Source organism: Tateyamaria omphalii, assembly GCF_019802125.1.
Lineage (GTDB): Bacteria > Pseudomonadota > Alphaproteobacteria > Rhodobacterales > Rhodobacteraceae > Tateyamaria > Tateyamaria omphalii_B.
The window spans coordinates 222,802-238,720 of the sequence record NZ_JAHVHT010000006.1 but is presented as its reverse complement, the minus strand read 5'-3'; the positions used below and the strand labels follow the sequence as shown (position 1 = coordinate 238,720).

The 15,919-nt window shown below is 62.3% G+C and carries 12 protein-coding genes; 2 read left to right on the top strand and 10 right to left on the bottom strand.

The window, feature by feature from the left end; all coding sequences use genetic code 11:
• Positions 1-3 precede the first annotated feature (3 nt).
• From KUV51_RS20320 to KUV51_RS20280, 9 genes are all read right to left on the bottom strand, one after another.
• Positions 4-876, bottom strand: coding sequence for a dimethyl sulfoxide reductase anchor subunit family protein (locus KUV51_RS20320; RefSeq protein WP_222523278.1), 873 nt, complete (start codon positions 874-876; stop codon positions 4-6).
• Positions 876-1,634, bottom strand: a complete 759-nt coding sequence (locus KUV51_RS20315; RefSeq protein WP_222523277.1) for a 4Fe-4S dicluster domain-containing protein — start codon at positions 1,632-1,634, stop codon at positions 876-878. The genes KUV51_RS20320 and KUV51_RS20315 overlap by 1 nt, the downstream gene beginning before the upstream one ends.
• Positions 1,631-1,840 carry a hypothetical protein gene (locus KUV51_RS20310; protein WP_222523276.1) on the bottom strand — a complete coding sequence of 70 codons (210 nt, stop codon included), beginning with the start codon at positions 1,838-1,840 and terminating at the stop codon, positions 1,631-1,633. The genes KUV51_RS20315 and KUV51_RS20310 overlap by 4 nt, the downstream gene beginning before the upstream one ends.
• Positions 1,837-4,659: a molybdopterin oxidoreductase family protein gene (locus KUV51_RS20305; protein ID WP_222523275.1), complete on the bottom strand. Its 2,823-nt coding sequence runs from the start codon at positions 4,657-4,659 to the stop codon at positions 1,837-1,839. Before KUV51_RS20305 ends, KUV51_RS20310 begins: the two co-directional genes overlap by 4 nt.
• A 23-nt stretch (positions 4,660-4,682) precedes the next feature.
• Positions 4,683-5,705, bottom strand: coding sequence for a YeiH family protein (locus KUV51_RS20300; protein WP_222523274.1), 1,023 nt, complete (start codon positions 5,703-5,705; stop codon positions 4,683-4,685).
• Positions 5,706-5,778: 73 nt separating this feature from the next.
• Positions 5,779-6,849 carry an acetate/propionate family kinase gene (locus KUV51_RS20295; protein WP_222523273.1) on the bottom strand — a complete coding sequence of 357 codons (1,071 nt, stop codon included), beginning with the start codon at positions 6,847-6,849 and terminating at the stop codon, positions 5,779-5,781.
• Complete coding sequence (locus KUV51_RS20290) at positions 6,846-7,775, bottom strand: phosphate acyltransferase (RefSeq protein ID WP_315898857.1); 930 nt, start codon at positions 7,773-7,775, stop codon at positions 6,846-6,848. The genes KUV51_RS20295 and KUV51_RS20290 overlap by 4 nt, the downstream gene beginning before the upstream one ends.
• 66 nt (positions 7,776-7,841) lie before the next feature.
• Positions 7,842-9,623: a sulfoacetaldehyde acetyltransferase gene (gene xsc, locus KUV51_RS20285; protein WP_222523272.1), complete on the bottom strand. Its 1,782-nt coding sequence runs from the start codon at positions 9,621-9,623 to the stop codon at positions 7,842-7,844.
• Positions 9,624-9,739: 116 nt separating this feature from the next.
• Positions 9,740-11,197 carry a PLP-dependent aminotransferase family protein gene (locus KUV51_RS20280; RefSeq protein WP_222523271.1) on the bottom strand — a complete coding sequence of 486 codons (1,458 nt, stop codon included), beginning with the start codon at positions 11,195-11,197 and terminating at the stop codon, positions 9,740-9,742.
• A gap of 423 nt (positions 11,198-11,620) precedes the next feature.
• On the opposite strand from KUV51_RS20280, the gene KUV51_RS20275 reads away from it, so the two are divergent.
• Entirely contained in the window at positions 11,621-13,000 is a 1,380-nt protein-coding gene (locus KUV51_RS20275; RefSeq protein WP_222523270.1) for a hypothetical protein, read from the top strand.
• 68 nt (positions 13,001-13,068) lie between these two features.
• Here KUV51_RS20275 and KUV51_RS20270 read toward each other — a convergent pair whose 3' ends face one another.
• Positions 13,069-14,463, bottom strand: coding sequence for an aspartate aminotransferase family protein (locus KUV51_RS20270; protein ID WP_222523269.1), 1,395 nt, complete (start codon positions 14,461-14,463; stop codon positions 13,069-13,071).
• A 395-nt stretch (positions 14,464-14,858) separates the two neighbouring features.
• Between KUV51_RS20270 and KUV51_RS20265 the strand changes: the two genes are divergently transcribed.
• Positions 14,859-15,860, top strand: coding sequence for an ABC transporter substrate-binding protein (locus KUV51_RS20265; protein WP_222523268.1), 1,002 nt, complete (start codon positions 14,859-14,861; stop codon positions 15,858-15,860).
• Positions 15,861-15,919: the final 59 nt, after the last annotated feature.

Genomic DNA, 15,919 nt, shown 5'->3' with positions numbered 1-15,919 from the left:
CCTTTACCGTTTGCCGTAGTAGAGGCCGACCACGTGCTCGGCCTCTGCAAAGAACAGCCAGCGGGAGGCAAGCGTGCCTGCGATGTAGCTAACCACCGCCACAAGTGCGATCCAGTGCGAGAAGGGCAGCGCCAGTAGCAGAACTGGTACGACCACCATCAGCACGAAGGATATCGCGCGCAGCTTCATGCTGTGCTTGCGGCCCACGACATAGGCGAATTCCTTGAGCAGGTAGTTGGTGCCGGTATGCGGTGGCTCGAAGGCGCGGACGCTGCCGTTTGTGCCGAGACCGGTGGCAGTGGCGAGCGTGGTGCCCGAGCTCTTGAGTGCGCCGTCGCCTTGCATCCACAGCACGACCTGGATCACGCCGGAGATGGCGATGAGGGCCATCGCCCATGTGACCTGGCCCGCCAGGAGGGCACCGCCTGCCAGCGAAAAGCTGAGAAACATGGCGGGGGTCAGGGGCGAGTTCCAGCGCGGGATGGTTTTGAGCTGGGTGTAGATCATCGAGGTCGTGAAGACTGTCAGCAGCGAGAAGATCGCGCCGATAAAGCCAAGGATGCCCCAGCGTTGGCCGAAGAATACCAATCCTGCACCGTAGAGCGCCATGACAATCAGGGCGACGACGGCGCAGACGCCCTCGCGGCTGAGCCAGGAGGAGCGCCATTGGGTGAAGGCCTTCATCGCGCGTTCGGGGTGGCCGAGGTGGAAGGTCGATGAAATGAGGCCGCCGACGGCGCACAGGTATGCGATGACGAAAAAGGCGAACGCCGACCAGCCGGTGACCGCGGGGTAGCCGAGGCCGAGGAAGGTCAGGAGGCCGAAGCCGATCCCTGAGAACACGGTGAAAAAGATGACGGAGGGTGCGGGATGCATCAGAGTTTCTCCAGCGTCTTGTCGAGCCAGCCGAGGAAGCCAGTGGCTTCCTGCGCGACAGGTTCGAGGTAGGGGGCGAGGATGTCGATGTCGCCCGCACCTTCGGACAGCGTGTCCTTGGGGCGGGGCGGCAGATACTTGTTCACGGGTTTTGTGCCCTGTTCGGGCATGAGGTCCATGCCGCCGCGTTCGGCGGTGAGTTTCGACACGTTGCTTTCGGGGTCTGCGAAGTCACCGAAGTGACGCGCGCCTGCCGGGCAAGTGCGCACGCAGGCGGGCTCGCGGTCCTCCTCGGGCAGGTTTTCGTTGTATATGCGGTCCACGCAGAGGGTGCATTTCTTCATCACCTTCTCGACGGCATCCATTTCGCGCGCGCCATAGGGGCAGGCCCAGGCGCACAAGCCGCAGCCGATGCAGTCCGACTCATTCACCAGCACGATGCCATCCTCGACCCGTTTGTAGCTGGCGCCCGTGGGGCAGACCGTGACGCAGGGCGCGTCCTCGCAATGCAGGCAGGATTTGGGGAAGTGGATCAGTTGCGCTTCGCCTTGGCTTGGCTGCACCTCGTAGCTGTGGACGCGGTTGAGGAAGGTGCCCGACGGGTCGCTTCCATACGCATCTGTGTCGGAGAGCGGCGCGCCGTAGTTTTCGGTGTTCCAGCCTTTGCACGAGATCACGCAGGCGTGGCAGCCGACGCACGTGTCGAGGTCGATGACGAGGCCGAGTTTGCGTTCGGTTTTTTCGGGAAGTGTGGTCATGCGGGTGTCCTCACTGAGAGGGCCGGACTGGGGCTCTGCCCCAGACCCCGGAGTTTATTTGGCAAGATGAAGGGGGATCTTTCTTTCATCATGCCAATCGGTTCAGCCTTGGAGGCGTCCCAGTTGGCGATGAAGTAGATGAACGTGCCCACGGCGATTGTGACGAACGCCGCGATGGCGAGGAGGGTGCGCTGGATGGGGGTCATTTGCCGACCTTCCATGTGAGTTGCATTGGCCCTTTGCCGACGGGAGACTTGATCGGCTCCATCGCGGGTTGGCTTTCGCTCGGGGCCTTGGCTTTTTCGATGCGCACTTTGAGGTCGAACCACGCCGCCTGCCCCGTGATCGGGTCGGAGTTGGCCCATCTTAGGCCATCGCCCTTGGGTGGGAGCAGCTCGTGGATCAGGTGGTTCAGCAGGAAGCCCTTGGTTGCTTCTGGCGCGTTTTCGTCCAGCGCCCACGCGCCTTTGCGCTTGCCGATGGCGTTCCAGGTCCACACCGTGTTTTCGTTGAGCGCGGCCATTTCGAGCACCGGCACCGTGATTTCGCCGTGGGGAGACGTCACCTTGGCCCAATCGCCGTCTTGGAGGTTGTTTTCCCGCATCAGCTTGGTCGGCAGGTAGAGCGGGTTGTGGCCGTGGAGTTGCCGCAGCCATGCGTTCTGGCTACCCCATGAGTGGTACATGGCCATCGGTCGCTGGGTGAGCGCGGTGATCGGGTAGTCGTCGCCGTGGTTGTCGGGGGACGGGTCGTACCAGATCGGCAGCGGGTCCATCGTCGCTTTGATCCGCTCGCGTAGGTGATCGGGCGGCTGGCGGTCGCCATGCCCCTCGGCCGCAAGCTGGAAGCGGCGCATGGGTTCCACGTAAAGCGTGAAAAGGTAGGGTTGAGGGCTGTCGAAGAGGCCCATGCCCACGGCCCAATCCTGATAGGCGCTGTTCCACGGCTTGTAGTAGAGCGCTTCGTCCGGGATGTGGCCGACCCAGAAGCCGCCATTGTCGATGTAATTGTCGAGCTGGCTTTCGTTCACGCCGCCGCGACCGTTGGTCAGGCCATCTTCGCCCATGCGCCAGCCGGCGAGGGGGCCGATGCCGGGTTTGCGTTCGTGGTTGACGATATAGTCGCCGTAGTCGGCGTATTTCTGGCTGCCATCTTCGTTGGTGAAACCGGGCAAGCCGAGTTTCGCGCCAAGTTCGCACAGGACGGACTGGAACCCGCGCACATCGCGGTCGGGCTCGATCACCGGCCAGCGGATGGCGTCGGCGGCAGCGTCGGCCTCGCAAATCGGGCGGTCGAGCAGCGAGATGCAGTCGTGCCGTTCGAGGTAAGTGGTGTCCGGCAGGATCAGGTCGGCATAGGCCACCATTTCCGAGCTGTACGCATCCGAATAGATGATGCGCGGGATGACATAGTCGCCGTTGTCGTCCTTGTCCGTCAGCATGTCGATCACACCGCGGGTGTTCATGGACGAGTTCCAGGACATGTTCGCCATGTACATGAACAGCGTGTCGATCTTGTAAGGATCACCCGCATAGGCGTTCGAGATCACCATGTGCATGAGCCCGTGGGCAGACATGGGGTTTTCCCAGCTGAACGCCTTGTCGATCCGGGCGGGCGTGCCGTCTTCTTTCAGGGCCAGATCGTCGGGGCCGTGGACGAAGCCCAGGTGCGGGCCGTCGAGTGGCTTATCCGGTGACACGCCGCAATGGGGCTTGGGGTGCGCTGTCGCTGGTTTCGGATAAGGGGGTTTGAAGCGGAAGCCGCCGGGGACTTCGACCGTTCCCAGCAGGATTTGCAGCACATGCAAGGCGCGGCAGGTCTGGAACCCGTTGGCGTGGGCGGAGATGCCGCGCATGGAGTGGAAGGAGACGGGGCGACCTTGCATCGTCTTGTGCGTTTCGCCGCGGAAGTCTGTCCATTCCTGTTGCAGCTCAAACGCCTCATCAAAGGCGACGCGGGCGATTTCGGCCGCCAGCGTGCGGATGCGCTTGGCGGAGATGCCGACCCGGTCAGCAACGGCCTCGGGCGCGTATTCGTCGCTGAGGTACCGTTCCGCCATGTGCTGCATGACGGTGCGGTGGCTGATGCCTGCGTGGCGATGGGTGGCGGTGAGGTCGGGTTTGACGCCCTTTTGGTCGAAAGGTGTCAGCTTGCCCGTGGCGCGGTCGATCACCAGCTCCTTGCCATTCTCGTCGCGCAGGAGGAGGCCATATTCCGGGGACTTCTCATCGCCGTTGATCAGGCAGGGCGCGTTGGTGAACTGCGCCAGATAGTTCACGTCGATCTTGCCCGCTTTCATCAGGCAGTGGACGAGTGACAGGATAAAGAGGCCATCGGTGCCGGGGGTGATCCCGACCCAATCGTCCGCCACGGCGTTGTAGCCCGTGCGGATCGGGTTCACGCCGATGACACGCGCGCCGCGCGCCTTGATCTTGCCGATGCCCATCTTGATCGGGTTGCTGTCGTGGTCTTCGGCGACGCCGAACAGCATGAAGAGCTTGGTGTGGTCCCAGTCGGGCTGACCGAATTCCCAGAACGCGCCGCCCATCGTGTAGATGCCAGCGGCGGCCATATTGACCGAGCAGAAGCCGCCATGGGCCGCGTAGTTTGGGGTACCGAAATTCTGGGCAAAGAAGCTAGTGAAGCTTTGCGACTGGTCGCGGCCTGTGAAGAAGGCCAGCTTCGACGGGTCATCCTTGCGGATCGGGGCGAGCCAGTCGGTTGCGATCTGCAACGCCTCGTCCCACTCGATTTCCTGGAACTCGCCAGAGCCGCGTTCGCCGACCCGCTTGAGCGGCTTGCGCAGACGCGACGGGGCGTTGACCTGCATGATGCCTGCCGAGCCCTTGGCACAGAGCACACCCTGGTTCACCGGGTGGTCGCGGTTGCCTTCGATATAGGCGACCTTGCCATCCTTCATGTGCACGTTGATCCCGCAACGGCAGGCGCACATGTAGCAGGTGGTTTTGCGCACCTCGTCCGAGACATGGGGCGAGGTATTGATCTTAGGTTGCTGGAACGTCATCTGGCCTCCCGTCTGCCTGTTTGTCAGGCTAAATAGTAAATCCCCGCAAGTATCAGCGCTGCGATGAACAGGGTTTCGGTGACAAGCAGCGCAATTGCGGCCCCTCCGACCGCGAGCACCCGCTTGAGGTTTGTTTTCATGCCGACCGCCGCGATCGCGATCAGGAGCATCCAGCGCGAGGCCTGGCTCATCAGATCGGTGACCGGGGTCGGGATCAGATTGAACGAATTGAGTGTCGCGAGCGCCAGGAAGCCGATCACGAAGAGCGGCAGGAGCGGCGGACGTGCGCCGTCCTCGGGCGCTTCGGCGAAGGAGCGGATGAGGAGGGCGGCGATCAGGACCACGGGCGCCAGCATCGACACGCGGATCAGTTTGACCAGTGTGGCGGTGTCGCCTGCCTCTTCCGAAATCGAGAAGCCTGCGCCGACGACTTGAGCGACGTCATGGATGGTGGCGCCGAGGAAGATACCGCCCGACATATCGTCCATGCCGAGTTGGGTGACGAGGATCGGGTAAGCGACCATGGCGATGGTCGACAGGACGGTGACGCCCAGCACTGTGAAGATCAGCCGCTGCTCGGAGCGTTCGTCCTTGGGCAGGATTGCACTGATCGCAAGCGCGGCCGAGGCGCCGCAGATGGCGACCGAGCCTGCTGTGAGGAAGGCGAAGCGCCAGCCGTGGCCGAAGAAGCGCGCGATGAGCAGGCCGAAACCGATGGTGGCCGCGACCCCGCCGATGACGAGCGCGACCAGTTCGAGGCCCAGCCCTGCCATCAGTTCGAACGATATACGGACACCGAGGAAGGCGATGCCCAAGCGCAGGATGGTACGGGCGGCAAAGGCGATCCCTTCGACCGTTTTGCCCTCGTCCCCGAGGAAGGCCACGGCGATGCCCAGAAGCAGGGCCATCAGCATGGCAGGGGTGTCGTAATGTTCGGCCAGGAATTGCGCTGTGACGGCCACGAGGATCGCCACCAGCACTCCAGGAAACAGGACGCGCACCCGGTCGGGGAGGTCGTGCAAGAAGGAATTTCCAGTTGCGGTCATGGCGTGAGGTGCTCCTGTCCCGTGCCCTGGCGGAAGACTGGAGCGTTGATGTTCTGCTGTGTGTTTGTACGGTTCACGGCTGCACCCCAGTCATCAGGGCGCGTGCGTCAGTCGCGATCTGGCGTTCCTCGTCGGCTTTGACCACGTGCACAGGCACGTCGCCGAAAAGGTGCAGGTGCTCCATGATGCGTGTGCGGATGGGTTCTGCATTCTCACCGATGCCGCCGGTGAAGGCCACGGCGTCGAGACCGCCCATCGCGACGATGGCCGAGCCTGCATGACGGGCGGCCCAGTAGCAGAAATGCTCGACTGCCAGTTTCGCGCGGTTTGTGTCGGCGCCGAGCAGCAGGCGCATGTCATTGCTGCCGCCCAAACCCTTCAGCCCGCTTTCGTGGTTCAGCATGTGGGCCGCTTCGTCTGCGCCGTAGATCTCGGCCAGCCGTAGGACGGCCATGCCGTCGATCGCGCCGGAGCGGGTGCCCATCGTCAACCCGTCGAGGGGGGAGTAGCCCATGGAGGTGGCGACTGAGCGCCCTTTGTTGATCGCGCAGAGTGAAGCGCCGGAGCCGAGGTGGAAGGCGAGCAGGCGGTCGGGCAGGTCAGAGCCGAATTGCGTGACGATCCATGCGTAGCTGAGGCCGTGGAAGCCATAGCGGCGAATGCCCATGGAGCGTGGCTCTTTCGGGAGGGCATATGTTGTCGCGACCTCGGGCTGGTTCGCGTGGAATGCCGTGCCGAAGCTGGCATATTGCGGCAGGTCGGGCGCGAGCGTTTGCAGCGCGCGGATGCCTGCGAGGTTGTTGGGGTTGTGCAGGGGCGCCAGAGGTGTGGCCGCTTCGATCCCTGCAATCACCGTGTCGTCCACCGCAACCGGGTCCACCAGCGATGTGCCGCCATGCACGACCCGGTGGGCCGCTGCGGTCAGTTTGTCGGGGGTGATCCCCTGCCGCGTGAGGCTGTCGAGGATTGTCGTCAGCGCCGCGTCATGGTCGGGTGCTGTGACGTTCTGATCTTCGTTGCCCAATGTCAGATGGGCCAACGCGCCGCCAATGCCGCTCACTTGCCCTGCCATCACTTCTGTCAGATCGGGCTGAAACAGCGCGACCTTGATGGAGGAGGAGCCTGCGTTGACGACCAGGATCATGCGGCGGCCATGATGGCCCCAAGGGCCACGGAAGACAGGCGCGCCGCAGGTGGATCCGCGCGCGAGGTCAGTAGGATCGGGACCTTGGCCCCCATGACGATGCCGCCTGCGCAGCCACCGGCCAGGTAGACAAAGGATTTGAACAGTGCGTTGCCCGAGACGATGTCGGGGACGATGATGGCGTCGGCTTTGCCTGCGACGGGATCGTCTGTCATCTTCTTGGTGGCGACAGATTTGGGCGACATGATGAGATCGAAGGCCAGCGGGCCGGAGAAATCGGCATCGGCAATGTTTTCGATGGCCCAATCGCGCAGCGCGCGTCCATCCATGGACGAAGGTACGCTTTCAATGGCGGATTCGGTCGCTGACAGGAACGCAACCTTGGGGCGCGCATTGCCCAGCTTGTGCAGCAACTTGACCACTTCGGCCGTCGCGTCCTGGCGCGTTGCCATGTCGGGGGTCACGTTCACGGCGGCGTCCGAGATCGTGATCGACCCGGTGCCGTCGGGCGTGGTGATGTGGAAGATGTGGACAAAGCGGCGGCCCGTGCGCAGGCCCGCGTCCCGCGACACGGCAGCGCGCATGAACGCATCCGTATGGAGCTGCCCCTTCATCAGAATATCGGCCTGGCCTTCGCCACATGCTTTTGCAGCGGCCATGCCCGAGGCGACCTCGCCCTCGGCCTCGATCAACTCGAAGCCTGAGATGTCCCAGTTCAGCTTCTCGGCCTCAGCCTCGATCATGTGACGCTCACCGGTGAAGACCGGGATCATCATGTTGGCTTCGGTTGCTTCCTTGGCCGCCAGCATCGGGAGGGGCGCACCGGCGCGGGCGATGGCCACGCGGGGGCTGGCCGCTTTTTGCGCCATCTCGATGATGTGTGCGGGCGCGATCGCATTGGCGTCGGACAGGAAGGATTGGGGCACGAAACCGCCTTTCGAAAATGAAAAAGAGGGGACGGGCGCGTGCCCATCCCCTCGGGTCTTGGTAGATCACGCAGCTGTTTGCGGGACCATATCGTCTTTGGAGATGCCAGCAACCGATACGGGCTTTTTCATCGCATCGCGGCGGAAGGGATCGCCCAGTTCCTGGTTGATCATGGCTTCGATCAGCGTGGTGATGCCGTTTTCCATCTGATCCTTGATCGCCTGGTTCAGCGCTGCGGTCAGCTCTTCCTGCGTACGGGCAACAACGCCCTTCAGGCCACAAGCGTTGGCGATGCCGGCGTAGGAGACCTGTTCGTCCAGCTCGGTGCCGACGAAGTTGTCGTCGAACCACAGAGTCGAGTTCCGCTTTTCCGCACCCCACTGGTAGTTGCGGAAGACGATCTGCGTGATGGCAGGCCATTCACCGCGACCGATGGCGGTCAGTTCGTTCACGGCAATGCCGAAGGCGCCGTCACCAGCGAAACCGACAACCGGCACGTCAGGCTGGCCGATTTTCGCGCCGACGATGGCGGGCAGGCCGTAGCCGCAGGGGCCGAACAGGCCGGGTGCCAGATATTTCCGGCCCTCTTCGAAGGACGGGTAGGCGTTGCCGATGGCGCAGTTGTTGCCGATGTCGGAGGAAATGATGGCCTCGACAGGCAGCGCGGATTGGATGGCGCGCCATGCCATGCGGGGGCTCATCCAATCTGGTTTCGCAGCGCGCGCACGCTCGTTCCAGTTGGTGCCGGGATCGTCCTGCTCTTCGTTCATGGACGTCAGTTCCTGCGCCCATGCCGATTTCGTCTGTGCGATCTTGTCCTTGCGTGCCTCGCGGCCTGCGTCGCCTGCGTCGTCAGACAGTTGCGCGATGATGCCGTTCGCCACTTTGGCTGCGTCACCCACGATGCCCACTGTGACCTTCTTGGTCAGGCCGATGCGGTCGGGGTTGATATCGACCTGGATGATCTTCGCGTCTGTGGGCCAGTAATCGATGCCATAGCCGGGCAGGGTCGAGAACGGGTTGAGGCGTGTGCCGAGGCACAGGACCACATCCGCTTCCGAGATCAGCTGCATGCCTGCCTTGGAGCCGTTGTAGCCCAGCGGGCCAGCAAAGAGCGGGTGATTGCCGGGGAAGGCGTCGTTGTGCTGGTAGCCCACGCAGACCGGTGCGGTCAGGCGCTCTGCCAGTTCCTGCGATGCGGCCAGACCACCCTGGGACAGGACCACGCCTGCGCCGTTCAGGATGACGGGGTTCTTGGCTTCGGACAGAATCTTGGCCGCTTCCGCAACCGAGTTGAGGCCGCCGGGGGAGGCTTCGAATTCGATCGGCTCGGGGATCTCGATGTCGATCACCTGGGTCCACATGTCGCGCGGGATGTTCAGCTGGGCCGGGCCCGACAGGCGTTTGGCCTGGCTGATGACGCGGGTCAAAACCTCGGCCACGCGGGACGGGTCGCGGACCTCTTCCTGATAGGCGACCATGTCTTCGAACAGCTTCATCTGCTCGACTTCTTGGAAGCCACCTTGACCAATCGTTTTGTTGGCGGCCTGCGGGGTAACCAAAAGCAAAGGAGTGTGGTTCCAGTACGCCGTCTTGACCGCAGTCACGAAGTTGGTGATGCCGGGGCCGTTTTGCGCGATCATCATCGACATTTTGCCGGTGGCACGCGTGAAGCCGTCGGCCATCATGCCGGCAGAGCCTTCGTGGGCGCAGTCCCAGAACTTGATACCGGCATCCGGGAAGATGTCGGAAATCGGCATCATGGCCGAGCCGATAATGCCAAAGGCGTGTTCAATGCCGTGGCGCTGCAGGCATTTCACAAAGGCTTCTTCCGTGGTCATTTTCATGGGGCAGTCTCCAATAGAAGCGGGGGCGTCGAATCGCCCCGGAATGTCGGAATTGACGTTAGACCGGGGGAGTGGGTGTTCGTTAGGGCCAGTTATGGCATCCATTTAAGTCCAGGCTAGTGATTCAGATGTTGCGCGATAAGGCCAATGCCGGCGCGGATCCGGTCGACATGGATCGAGGAATAGCCGAGGCGGTAGAACCCCTGCGGCTGGTCATCCCCGGAAAAGAAGGCGTGGCCGGGTTCGACCAGGACGCCAAGCTCTTGCAATTGTTGGGCCATTGCACGTGTGTCGACCCCCTGTGGCGCGCGCATCCAGTAGGACGAGCCGCCAAAAGCACCCTGACCGGCGATGTCGAGCCCGTTGGCGTCGATGGCCTCCTGCATGGCGTCGCGGCGGGTGTGCAGAGCCGCGCTCATCTTGCGAATTTGCGCATCATAGTGCCCCATCGACAGGAAATAGGCCGCGGTGCGCTGGATGTGGCCGGGCGGGTGGCGGAGGACGGAGGTGCGCAGGGCGCGGGCTTCGCGCACGAAGGGCTCGGAGCCGACGAGATAGCCGAGCCGCAGGCCGGGGAAGAGCGACTTGGAAAAGCTGCCCACATAGATCACCCGCCCATCTGTATCCATCGACTTGAGCGCGGGCGAGGGCGGGTTGAGGAAGGACATCTCGAACTCGTAGTCATCCTCGACAATCAGCGCGTCCAGTTCGCGCGCGCGGTCCAGCAGGGCTTGCCTGCGCGGCATGGGCATCGTGGATGTGGTGGGGCATTGGTGGCTCGGCGTGGAAAAGATCACGTCGGAATCCGGCGGGATGCCATCGGGCGGCAGGCCATCGCGGTCCACGCGGACGGGGGCCAGATGGCATCGTGACTGTGTGAGGATCTCGCGCAGGGCCGGGTAACACGGGTCCTCGAAGGCGGCGGTGCGGCGCTGGGTCAGAAGGATCTGGGCGGCGAGCCAAAGCGCGTTCTGGGCGCCGAGCGTGATCAGTATCTGGTCGGCATTGGCGGAGATGCCGCGCCGGGGAAGCGTGTTTCGCTGAATGAATTCAATGAGCTGCGGATCATCTTGGTCAAAATAGTCAGATGTCAGCGCGGCAAAATCCCGTTGGCCGAGGGCCTGCAGCGCGCATTGGCGCCAGTTCGTATGGTCAAAGAGTTGCGGGTCGGTCTGGCCGTAGATGAACGGGTATTTGAACCGCGCCCAGTCCTGCGGCTTGCTGAGCGTGTGGCCGCCGGAAAACCGCTGCCCGATGGCGCGGGTCCAGTCGACGGCATCGCCGGAAGCGGGCTGCGGTTGATAACTGGGCGGGACGGGCGCATTGGCTGACACATAGTAGCCCGACCGGCCCCGGGCAGTCAGGTAATCCGAGGCCACAAGCTCGGTATAGGCGAGCGTAACCGTGATGCGGCTGATCCCGAGATGGGCGGCGAGTTTGCGGGTGGAGGGCAGCTTTTCCCCGGATCCGAAACGGCCCGACAGGATGCCGTGGGCGATCATCTGCTGCACCTGGCTCTGCAGGGTGCCCTGATGGCCGGGCTGCAGAAAGAATGTTTCGACGGGGAGTGCCATGGGTGCAGAGTAATCTGGACTTAAGCAGAAATCAATCTGGCATTACGGCAGAGCGAAACGACCAGTATCTACCATCTATATCGCAGATGTTGGGCGAAAAATCAACATAAAAACGAGACAATAAATCTCATTTAATGAGACAAAGGGCGGCGCGCGCTACATTAACCACAAGAATTTCAGGCCCATCCGCCTGTGTCCACGTCGAGCTTTGCCCGAAACTGCGAAGTTTAGGGACGAAACTGCGTGTTTTGGGCGCCGGATTCGGGTGCGTATTTGCGCCGATTTTTCGAAACTACGACTTTTACCGCCAAAACTGTGCATTTTTCCGAATTGGGCTGCGTTTCAGCGCGCATTTGGTTAATCCGCGCGGATCTGACGCATCAATACTTGCCCGTTTGCCGCCTCCGCCCGCATCATGCGGTCATGGGTAAGCAGCTGTATTTCTATCTGGGCTTTTTTTCAGCCGGTCTTCTGGCCGTACCGATGGCCACTGGCATCATGGGCGCGACCGAACAGGAGATGCGGCGCATCGCTGTGACCCTGTTCATCGCCGTGTCGGTGCTGGTCTTCTTTCTGGTCATTGCGTTGTTCTTTCGCGGCTGGATTTTGCGCAGAATGTTCGGGCGGGCAGAGGCGACGCTGGACGATGTGAGTGCGTCGCTGATCAGCGGTGTGTCGGCGGCGACGGCGGGGGACCGGGAGGCCGCGACCAAGCACGCGCAGGAATTGGTCCAGCGCGGGATGGGCTGGTACGCCTGGACCGGGTTTTACCGCTGGGTGATCGCGACGGCGGTGGCGCTGCTGCTGGCCTTTGGGGCGTTCATGGGGACGGTGCTGCTGTTCGAGCAGAACCGCAAGCTGGGCGAGCAGACGGAAGCGCTGCGCACCCAGACGGAGCGGTTGACCGAGCAGACGGATTTCATGCGCGTTCAGACAGAGGCAGTGCAAGCGCAGGTTCAATTGATGTCGCAGCAGACGGAAAGCATGCGTTTGCAAAACGACCGCATGGACGCGCAGACCCAACAGATGACGCTTCAGAACGAGTTGGTCATGCTGGACCTGGTCGACAAGTTGCGGGGGCAGTTCAAATCGACATCAACCGAGATGTCGTTGCGCGACATTCTGAATGAAGTGGGTGTTCTGGTGACGATGCCCGTGGTCAAAGGCACGGATGACGGATGCCTTCTGACATGGAATTTTGAGCATACACTTGCGCGCCCGGCATCGCCTGCAACTCTAGCGACTGTCGAGGGGCTTGCGCGCAATCCGCTTCTGCGTGGCCGCATGCTGGATGCGCTGCTTTTGCTGACACAGGATGATGACAGCGCTGTCGCGCTGAGTGCGCTTCAGGTCCTGTCTCGCTTGAACCCGGGTGAAGAGCTGGGGGAGCGCTGGCTGGATCTGGAGGTCACGCTGCGAGGCGTCTTTGTCGGAGATTTGAACTTGGATACGCGCGCGCTCGTGTTCCTGAACGACACCTATGTGGAGCGCTTTGCTTGTGAAAGCTGCAGTCTTTACATCGAACGAAGCTATGCGGAAGCGGAGGATGCGCGCGTGGACGCGTTGATACACACAGTATTTGAAGGGCCTTACGATGCCACTTCTGCGTTGCCGCCAATTGTTTCAGTGTTCCGAGACACGCGCCCCTTTGGTGATCTGCGCGTAGGTTCGGCCAATTCCGAAACAGTATCAGTCGTGCTGGGTGATCAGGATGCGATCCTTGATCGAGGGCCGCGCGTTTCGACCTGTGAGGCGTTGTCCTCGCTTGCTGAAAACGCGCCTATGTTCGCATACCAACCCTGAAGGCGGGCGTTGGGCCGCCCGCCTTGTTATTCCAAGTTTGCGCCAAGTAAGGCGCATCCTGATGCGCCTTAGCCGAACACCCGCGTCAGCGCGCCATCCACGGCGGCGCAGATCTGGTCGATGTCGTCCTTGGTCGCGATCAGCGCGGGCGAGAAGCAGAGCGTGTTGTTCTTGCCCGGCAGGGATCGGTTGGTGGCGCCGATGACCACCGCCTGCCGCATGCAGTCGCCCACGACCGCCTGCACCATCTTTTCATCTGCGGGATCGCGGCTGTCACGGTCGGCGACCAGTTCGGCCCCGACAAACAGACCCTTGCCACGCACGTCGCCGATCACTTCGTGCTTGTCTTTCAGCTCTTCGAGCTTTTCGAGCATGTAGTGGCCCATGGCGGTGGTGTTCTCGAGCAGGTTCTCATCCTCGATGATCCGCATGTTCTCGAGCGCTGCCGCCGGGCCGGCCGTGCAGCCGCCGAAGGTCGAGATGTCGCGGAAGTAGTTGAGGTGATCGGACGTGTCGTCCTTGAACATGTCGAAGACTTCGTTGGTCGTCGCAAGGCACGAGATGGCGGCGTAGCCGGAGGCGACCCCTTTGGCCATCGTCACCATGTCGGGCTTGATGCCGTAGTGCTGGTAGCCGAACCAAGTGCCGGTGCGGCCCACGCCGCAGACGACCTCGTCGATGTGCAGCAGGATGTCGTACTTCTTGCAGATCTCCTGCACCCGCTCCCAGTAGCCTTCTGGCGGAACGATCACGCCGCCGCCTGCGGTGACGGGTTCGAGGCAGAGGGCACCCACGGTGTCGGGACCTTCGCGCAGGATGACCTCTTCGATCTGGTCAGCGGCCCATGTCCCGTAGTTTGCGTCAGGCGCGCCGTCCTGTTCATGCTTGCGGTATTCGAGGCAGTGGGGGACGCGGACGAAGCCCGGTGTGTAGGGTCCGTATTGCGCGTTGCGCTCGTCCTGGCCGCCGGCCGACAGGCACGCGATGGTGGTGCCGTGGTAGTCGCGGTCGCGGTAGAGGATCTTGTGCTTCTTGCCGCCGTAGCGCTTGTGCGCGATCTGGCGGACCATCTTGAAGGCTTTCTCGTTCGCCTCGGAGCCGGAGTTGGCGTAATAGATGCGGTCGAGGCCGGGCATCTTTGTGAGCAGCTTTTCGGCAAAGAGCGCGCCGGGGATGGAGCCGACGGTGCCGCCGAAGAAGTTCATCTTCACGATGGCGTCGCGCACGGCGTCCCCCATCGACTCGCGGCCGTAGCCCACGTTGACCGTCCAGACGCCGCCGGACACGGCGTCGATGTGCTCGATGCCTTTCTGGTCCCAGACGCGCAGGCCTTTGCCCTCGATGATGATCTTGGGGTCTGCGCCGGTGAAAAACGGCTGGTGTTGGATCAGGTGGTGCCAAACATTTGCGCGATCCGCTTCGATCACGCGGCTCATATCGTTTTCGTTGAACGTTCCGTCCATGGGATCAACCTTTCGAAAAATGGGGGCGGCCCATGAAACAAAGGGCCGAACAGGCATGCTGGCGCGGACAATCGCTGAGAATCTGGTCACAACAGTAGGGCCAGTTTGTACCCACAAGTAAAGCCAGTTGTGGGTGTGGTCATGCGCCCGCCCCTTGTTTGCCTGACGAAATCCCCTTGTTTTCATGGCTCTGCGAGAAATTTGGGAATCTCAAAGGGTGAATTCACCTGCACAAATTTCCGCCAGTTGCCCCGATTTTACGTTGATCCGGGCAGGATTATCGTTTCGGATCACGCCAGCGCCGCGACATGTCGCGTGCCACCAGAGGCGGACCACCGCCCAACACGATCCAAACGCGGGCTCCACTGCCTGCGCAAAAACACGGGAGTAAAGACATGACATTCAAGACAAAGCTGATGGGGGCCGTCGCAGCCACCGCCATGCTGGCCGGTGCGCAGGGGGCCGTCGCGCAGAGCGACGAGATCACCGTCGCGTACTTCCTGGAGTGGCCGATGCCGTTCCAGTTCGCCAAAGAGACCGGCATGTACGAAGAAGCCATGGGCGGCACCAAGATCAACTGGGTGAGCTTCGACACCGGTACCGCGATGTCGGCGGCCATGGCGTCGGGCGACGTGCAGATTTCTGTGTCCCAAGGCGTTCCGCCCTTCGTGGTTGCAGCCTCTGCCGGGCAAGATATCCAGATCGTGGACGTGGCGGTGAGCTACTCCGAGAACGACAACTGCGTCGTCGCGTCGGCCTTGGAGATCGACAAGGAGTCGGCCGGTGAGCTGGCAGGCAAGAAAGTTGCCGTGCCGCTGGGCACTGCGGCTCACTACGGTTTCCTGAGCCAGATGAACCACTTTGGTGTGGACCTCGCGTCGCTGGACGTCGTTGACATGGCACCTGCCGAAGGTGCTGCGGCACTGGCGCAAGGGTCTGTCGACATGGCCTGCGGTTGGGGCGGTGCGCTGCGCCGCATGAAGGAAAGCGGCAACGTGCTGCTGACAGGCGCCGAGAAGGAAGAGCTGGGCATTCTGGTGTTTGACGCCACGACCGCGCCTGCCAGCTTTATCGCCGAAGAAGGCGAGCTGCTGAGCCAGTTCCTGGCTGTGACCGCCGAAGCCAACGCGATGTGGGCGGATGAAGCCAACCACGCGAAAATGCTGCCCGTCATCGCCAAAGACGCGGGTATGGACGAAGACGCGACAGCGGCAACGCTGGCGACCTTCAAGTTCCCGACTGTTGAAGAGCAGCTGAGCGAAGCATGGCTCGGTGGGACGGCCCCTGCCTTTATGAAAGGTGTGGCGGACGTATTCGTCGGCGCAGGTTCGATTGACAGCGCCCTCGACAGCTACGAGGGCACGGTCAACACCGGCCCGTTGGCAGCGGCCCAGTAAGCCAACCGGCCCGCGCGACATTCGCGCGGGCCTTTTTCAAACCGGAGACGGGGTGAACC

Coding starts and splice junctions, on each gene's coding strand:
- KUV51_RS20320 (WP_222523278.1), bottom strand. CDS start 876: ATGCATCCCGCACCCTCCGTCATCTTTTTCACCGTGTTCTCAGGGATC.
- KUV51_RS20315 (WP_222523277.1), bottom strand. CDS start 1,634: ATGACCACACTTCCCGAAAAAACCGAACGCAAACTCGGCCTCGTCATC.
- KUV51_RS20310 (WP_222523276.1), bottom strand. CDS start 1,840: ATGACCCCCATCCAGCGCACCCTCCTCGCCATCGCGGCGTTCGTCACA.
- KUV51_RS20305 (WP_222523275.1), bottom strand. CDS start 4,659: ATGACGTTCCAGCAACCTAAGATCAATACCTCGCCCCATGTCTCGGAC.
- KUV51_RS20300 (WP_222523274.1), bottom strand. CDS start 5,705: ATGACCGCAACTGGAAATTCCTTCTTGCACGACCTCCCCGACCGGGTG.
- KUV51_RS20295 (WP_222523273.1), bottom strand. CDS start 6,849: ATGATCCTGGTCGTCAACGCAGGCTCCTCCTCCATCAAGGTCGCGCTG.
- xsc (WP_222523272.1), bottom strand. CDS start 9,623: ATGAAAATGACCACGGAAGAAGCCTTTGTGAAATGCCTGCAGCGCCAC.
- KUV51_RS20280 (WP_222523271.1), bottom strand. CDS start 11,197: ATGGCACTCCCCGTCGAAACATTCTTTCTGCAGCCCGGCCATCAGGGC.
- KUV51_RS20275 (WP_222523270.1), top strand. CDS start 11,621: ATGGGTAAGCAGCTGTATTTCTATCTGGGCTTTTTTTCAGCCGGTCTT.
- KUV51_RS20270 (WP_222523269.1), bottom strand. CDS start 14,463: ATGGACGGAACGTTCAACGAAAACGATATGAGCCGCGTGATCGAAGCG.
- KUV51_RS20265 (WP_222523268.1), top strand. CDS start 14,859: ATGACATTCAAGACAAAGCTGATGGGGGCCGTCGCAGCCACCGCCATG.